This is a genomic window from Aestuariivirga sp., assembly GCF_044238155.1.
Taxonomy (GTDB): domain Bacteria; phylum Pseudomonadota; class Alphaproteobacteria; order Rhizobiales; family Aestuariivirgaceae; genus Aestuariivirga.
The window spans coordinates 1-5910 of the sequence record NZ_JBIIDX010000181.1; the positions used below are offsets into that span (position 1 = coordinate 1).

The following is a 5910-nucleotide window of genomic DNA, read 5'->3' on the forward strand; positions in this document are numbered from 1 at the left end:
ACCGAGGTGGGTCAGCACCAGATGTGGGCCGCTCAGTTCTACCGCTTCGAGGAGCCCAACCGCTGGATGACCTCCGGTGGGCTTGGCACCATGGGCTACGGGCTTCCCGCCGCGGTCGGTGTGCAGCAGGCGCACCCGAAATCGCTGGTGATCGACATCGCTGGCGATGCCTCGGTGCTGATGACCATGCAGGAGATGTCGACCGCCATCCAGTATGACCTGCCGATAAAGATCTTCATCCTGAACAACCAGTACATGGGCATGGTGCGGCAGTGGCAGCAGCTTTTGCACGGCAACCGGCTGTCCCATTCCTACACTGAGGCGCTTCCCGATTTCGTGAAGCTGGCGGAGGCCTATGGCTGCGTCGGCATAAGGGCCACCAAACCATCCGAGCTCGACGAGGCCATCAAGGAAATGATCCGGACACCGCGTCCGGTGCTGTTCGATTGCCGCGTGGCCAATCTGGCTAATTGCTTCCCGATGATCCCGTCGGGCAAGGCACACAATGAAATGCTGATGGGCGAGGACGTGCCCGACGAGGAGGTCGGTTCGGCCATCGACGCCAAAGGCAAAATGCTGGTTTGAGGAGCCTGATCCAATGAATGCGCAACTTCAGCCTTCGGGCTCTGCCTACTTCATCGACAATGCCAAGCCAGTAATCGAGACCCACGCGCTGGCAGTGATCGTCGATAACGAGCCGGGCGCATTGGCCCGGGTCATCGGCCTGTTTTCCGGCCGAGGCTATAATATCGACTCGCTCACCGTGTCCGAAACCCAGCACGAAAAGCATGTTTCGCGCATCACCATCGTGACCAGCGGCACACCGGCCGTGATCGAGCAGATCAAGAACCAGCTGGAACGGCTCGTTCCCGTGCATTCAGTGGCGGACCTCACCGTGCAGGGCATTGCTATAATGCGCGAGCTGGCTATGGTGAAGGTGGCCGGGACGGGCGAGAAGCGTGTCGAGGCGCTGCGACTTGCGGAGGCCTTCCGCGCCCGCGTTATTGACGCCAGCACGGCCAGCTTCATCTTCGAGATCACCGGCAAAACCGACAAGGTCGAACAGTTCATTTCCCTCATGGTGCCGTTGGGCTTGGTCGAGGTAGCGCGCACCGGCGTCGCTGGCATCACGCGCGGGCCTGAAGGGATGAAGGTCTGACCGGCGAGCCAGAAGAGGGGGCGGCCGTTCTCATGCCCCCTCGTGTCCTTTGATGAAGCTTCTCAAGCGTCTTGTGATGCCACCCTCGGCTGCATGAGGCGCAGGACGGCAAGCACCGCGCCAAAACCCATGGTGTAAATCGCCACGATCACAGCGCTTTCGTCAATGTCCTTGCTGCGCCATACATTGCCCGTGGCATCTGAGATCTGTTCATCTGGCAGCACGAAATAGTTCATGGCATAACCGCCTGCCACAAGCAGATATAGGACAATCGTAACCATCCAGTAGCCAGACGTCTCAGGCAGTCCGGTCGGCCGCACTGCGCCCTGGTTTTTGGACAGATAAAGCGCAAATCCCTGGAAGAAGATCCATGTCACGAAGTACCAGCCCAGATAATTGGACAGGGGAACGCCAAAGAACCCTCCGCCGTCCTCCCAGATCCAGGTCTGGAAATGGGTTGACCATGTTGGGTCGAAGACCACATCCCACGACGTCATCAGGAATGCGGACACGACCGGCAAGGCAAAGAGATTGAACCTGATGCCGAGCCGCTCGTCGGCCTTGTCGAGCAAGGTATTGGCGATTGTCCATGAAATGTACCCCATGGCGAAATAGAGCAGGGCCACGTCAAGTGGAACCTGCCAAATCATCGGCATGTTCAGTGCGTTCGTGTAGTGGTAGTTGCCGAAGGGGAACCCTGTGGATACGCTCAGGTTTTCAAAGAAGAAGCCCACAACGTTGACCATCAGGAAGAACACGATCATCGATTTCAACCCATAGCGCTGGCTTCCGTGCGCGAAGGCAATGATGAGCGCTGTCACCATCAGTGCAATGATCTGTTTGTTGGGGACCATCAGGAACAGGGGAATGCTGACGGCGACATAGATTGCCAGCAGAGACCAATAGAGGCCAAGATAGGTGGTTTCCGTTTTGTCTGTGCCAGTCGTGTTCAGAGTGACATTTGCCATTTTGCGCTCCAGATCATTGACAGAAGATAAGACATATAAAAAATCATATGTGCAAATGATCAGGTAAGTCAATATGTTTTACCGAAAGGATGTTTTCCACGCGTTGGTGAGTGAATCAAGGGAGGGCAAGCATCATCAAGTCACCTCCAAAACGGAATTGCTGCGATGGTTTGAACGGTGCCACACGCATCTTGGGGTTTTCGGCGATCCGGGCTCGCTATTGACTGGCGGAAGGTGTCGTGTCGCTGTCCGGTGTGATCCGTTCGATGCCTGCCGTGGTGTGATCCGGGATCGAAAGGAAGGTTGTTCTCGCCGTCAATCCTCGGGGCATTCGCTGCCGGGATGGTTTTTGGCGGGATCGTTTGCGAAATGACTTTTTCGGACTGCTCAATCCAGGCTAGAAGGCATCCACATCTCGAGGAGTTTGCGCCGCCGTGCCCTGCAATCTGTCTGTCAACGTAAATGCCATCGCCTATCTCCGGAACCGGCGCGGACTGCCATGGCCATCAGTTTACGATCTGAGCAAAACCGCGCTTGAAGCCGGAGCAGCTGGCATTACCGTCCATCCGCGGCCTGATGAGCGGCACATTCGCCGAGACGACGTGACGGTGATCAGCCGCCTGCTCCGCGAGGAATTTCCGGATGCGGAGTTCAACATCGAGGGCTACCCTGACGATCGCTTCCTTGACCTCGTCGAGGAGGTGCGTCCCGATCAGGTGACTTTGGTGCCAGACGAACCCGGCCAGGTCACGTCAGACCATGGTTGGAACATTGCCTCGAACCGCGACCGGCTGCGGTCCATCATCGCGCGTCTGCATTGCGGCGACATGCGGGTGGCGCTGTTTGTGGATGCCGACCCCGCTCTGCCCGGGCAGGCACGCGAGGTGGGCGCGGACAGGGTGGAAATCTTCACCGGCCCCTATGGTGGCGCACTGGTCCCGGAGGATAACCGCCGCGAGCTCGACAAGGTCATCGCTACCGGCCGGGCTGCCGCGAAGGCCGGAATTGGCCTCAACGCCGGCCATGACCTGACCAGGGACAATCTCCCCCCACTCGTCGCAGCGCTGCCCAACCTTCAGGAAGTGTCCATCGGCCATGCGGTGACGGCGGACGCGCTGGTCTATGGCATGGCAGAGACGGTCAGGAAGTTTCGGGCGGCGATCGGTGACCTCTGATCTCTTCGCGCTCGTCTCGATCGGCGCCATTCAGCTGTTGGCGGTGATCTCGCCGGGCCCCAGTTTCTTGATCACGGCGCGCACCGCCGTGGCGCAATCGCGCGCCGACGGGTTGAAAGTGGCGCTGGGGCTGGGGGCTGGAACCGTGATCTGGTCCTCGGCGGCGCTGCTGGGACTGAATGCCGTGTTCCATGCCGTGCCCGTTCTGTTCATGGCGATGAAGGCGGCGGGAGCGCTGTTTCTGCTCTATATCGCCTGGATGATCTTCCGCCATGCGGCGGAGCCGCTGCGCATCGAGGACGGGGCAGAGCGTCTTTCCAACACGTTTCTGAAGGGCTTCCTAGTCCAGATTTCCAATCCCAAGGTGGCCGTGTTCTTCGGCTCGATCTTCATCGCCATGCTGCCCGCCCAGGTGCCGCTGTGGATGAGCCTGGCGCTGATCGCCATCGTCAGCTTCAACGAGCTTTGGTGGTTTTCGGCGGTCGCGCTGTTCTTCGCCGCTCCGCCGGTGCGCCGCGTCTATCTCCGGGCCAAGCCGTGGATTGACCGGGTGACGGGGCTGTTCCTCGGGGCTCTGGGCCTCCGGCTGCTCTGGTCGGTCCAAGACGGGCTCTAACCCTTTTGCCGCTTGCCTTGGGCCTGCTGCCCCGCTATTCCCGCGCCAATTCAATTCCAACGGGATGGACCTCCGATATGCGCGTTTACTATGACCGTGATGCCGATGTGAACCTGATCAAGTCGAAGAAGGTGGCGATTGTCGGCTATGGCAGCCAGGGCCGCGCCCATGCGCTGAACCTGAAGGACTCGGGCGCCACCAACGTGGTTGTGGCGCTGAAGCCCGGTTCGGCCACGGCCAAAAAGGTGGAAGCCGACGGCCTCAAGGTGATGACGGTGGCCGAGGCCGCCAAGTGGGCCGATCTTATGATGATGGCGACACCGGATGAACTCCAGGCAGACATCTACCGCGACGAGATTGCCCCTAACATTCGCGATGGCGCGGCGATTGCCTTTGCCCATGGGCTCAACGTGCATTTCAACCTGATCGAGCCGAAGAAGACCGTCGACGTGGTCATGATCGCGCCGAAGGGCCCCGGCCACACCGTGCGCGGCGAATACCAGAAGGGCGGCGGCGTTCCCTGCCTCATCGCTATCCACCACGATGCCTCGGGCAATGCCCATGATCTTGCCCTGTCCTATGCCTCTGGCGTCGGCGGCGGACGTTCCGGCATCATTGAGACGACCTTCAAGGAAGAATGCGAGACTGATCTGTTCGGTGAGCAGGTGGTGCTGTGCGGTGGCCTCGTGGAGCTGATCCGTGCGGGCTACGAGACGCTGGTCGAGGCTGGCTATGCCCCCGAGATGGCCTATTTCGAGTGCCTGCATGAGGTGAAGCTGATCGTCGACCTGATCTATGAGGGCGGCATTGCCAACATGAACTATTCGATATCGAACACAGCCGAGTGGGGCGAATACGTCACCGGCCCCCGCATCATCACGGATGCCACCAAGCAGGAGATGAAGCGCGTTCTGAAGGACATCCAGACCGGCAAGTTCACCTCCGAGTGGATGCAGGAGTATCGTGCCGGTGCAGCCCGCTTCAAGGGCATTCGCCGCATGAACGACAGCCACAACATCGAAGAGGTAGGCGCCAAGCTCCGCGCCATGATGCCGTGGATTGCCAAGAACAAGCTTGTCGACAAGACGAGGAATTAAGCTTTACGATTGTTGATCACAATTAATCAGTAATTCGCGGGCCCCGGCCCGCGGATTATCTTACGTCCAATCGAAAAGCTGGGTGCGCTAGTTCTTCATGGACTTGATGTCGCCGAAATACATGTAGGGCCGGAAGGCTTCTGGCAGGTCTCTTGCAGCTTTTCCTATGAAAATTAGGGCATCATGTTCCCTGTTGGCCCAGTCGAGTCGTGCTTTCTCACCGGCTGGTGGCCTAGAGTGAGATAGCAACCAGGTATACTCACGGTTTAACTCGTCAAAGAGCCTGTGGATGTCCGGGCCAAAAAGTGCGCGTGTCTGATGCCATCCTATACCTCTGAAGCTTGCATGCGCTGCTTCCGTCGCCTTCTGGATTATCTCCGCATTTTCAGTTGTGCGTTTCAGGGTTCCTTCTCTTTCAACTAGACTGCAGAAATCGAGAGTTTTTTCGTAGATTGCCCACCTCTTCTCAAAGAGATCAAGCCTCACCTTCTCGCGAGAGAATCGGTAGGCCGCATAGCTGATGATACATGTAACCCCACCTAGAACTATTGCAGGAACAGTGTCCCAGTGCCCAGTGTGAACTGCTGCTATGCAAAGACCGATAAGGACTAAGATGACTGCTCCGATCCAGAATTGTTCAGCGCCTTTCACTTTTTTCCCCTCTCTTTTCCTCTCAACAAGAGCTAATGACCGAAGATAGACATTCAATGATCATCGATGATTTTATGGGATGCAAAATGTCTTCTCTTGCCATCTGCGGTCAGAAATGTCTTCTGTTCAAGGGATAACGCTCGCACGGTAGGATAAGATCATGACTCTCGAAACCGACATTGCGCAGATCGCGCGGCAGGAAGAGGCGCTGCGCTTCAAGAGCTTCAGCGAGGCGGATGCCTGG

7 protein-coding genes are annotated in these 5910 nt (G+C 58.1%); 5 read left to right on the forward strand and 2 right to left on the reverse strand.

Going from position 1 to position 5910, the window contains the following annotated elements; genetic code table 11:
• The coding region (locus ACILRN_RS15190) for a thiamine pyrophosphate-dependent enzyme (protein ID WP_395689698.1) at positions 1–585 on the forward strand (585 nt) is incomplete at its 5' end.
• 13 nt (positions 586–598) lie between these two features.
• Positions 599–1159 carry an acetolactate synthase small subunit gene (ilvN, locus tag ACILRN_RS15195; RefSeq protein ID WP_395689700.1) on the forward strand — a complete coding sequence of 187 codons (561 nt, stop codon included), beginning with the start codon at positions 599–601 and terminating at the stop codon, positions 1157–1159.
• A gap of 62 nt (positions 1160–1221) precedes the next feature.
• On the opposite strand, the gene ACILRN_RS15200 is transcribed toward ilvN, so the two are convergent.
• Positions 1222–2127, reverse strand: a complete 906-nt coding sequence (locus tag ACILRN_RS15200) for a carotenoid biosynthesis protein (protein ID WP_395689702.1) — start codon at positions 2125–2127, stop codon at positions 1222–1224.
• Between the two features lie 434 nt (positions 2128–2561).
• Here ACILRN_RS15200 and ACILRN_RS15205 point away from each other — a divergent pair, with 434 nt between their 5' ends.
• From ACILRN_RS15205 to ilvC, 3 genes are all read left to right on the forward strand, one after another.
• Positions 2562–3302, forward strand: a complete 741-nt coding sequence (locus ACILRN_RS15205; RefSeq protein ID WP_395689704.1) for a pyridoxine 5'-phosphate synthase — start codon at positions 2562–2564, stop codon at positions 3300–3302.
• On the forward strand, positions 3292–3918 hold the full coding sequence (locus ACILRN_RS15210; RefSeq protein WP_395689706.1) for a LysE family translocator: 627 nt from the start codon (positions 3292–3294) through the stop codon (positions 3916–3918). The genes ACILRN_RS15205 and ACILRN_RS15210 overlap by 11 nt, the downstream gene beginning before the upstream one ends.
• Positions 3919–3995: 77 nt before the next feature.
• Positions 3996–5015 (forward strand): ketol-acid reductoisomerase, encoded by a 1020-nt coding sequence (gene ilvC / locus ACILRN_RS15215; protein ID WP_395689707.1) that lies wholly within the window; start codon positions 3996–3998, stop codon positions 5013–5015.
• An 87-nt stretch (positions 5016–5102) separates the two neighbouring features.
• On the opposite strand, the gene ACILRN_RS15220 is transcribed toward ilvC, so the two are convergent.
• Entirely contained in the window at positions 5103–5723 is a 621-nt protein-coding gene (locus ACILRN_RS15220; RefSeq protein WP_395689709.1) for a hypothetical protein, read from the reverse strand.
• Positions 5724–5910 lie beyond the last annotated feature (187 nt).

Bases quoted from the DNA above. Each gene is read 5' to 3' on its own strand.
- ilvN (WP_395689700.1), top strand. From the start codon at position 599: ATGAATGCGCAACTTCAGCCTTCGGGCTCTGCCTACTTCATCGACAAT.
- ilvC (WP_395689707.1), top strand. From the start codon at position 3,996: ATGCGCGTTTACTATGACCGTGATGCCGATGTGAACCTGATCAAGTCG.
- ACILRN_RS15200 (WP_395689702.1), bottom strand. From the start codon at position 2,127: ATGGCAAATGTCACTCTGAACACGACTGGCACAGACAAAACGGAAACC.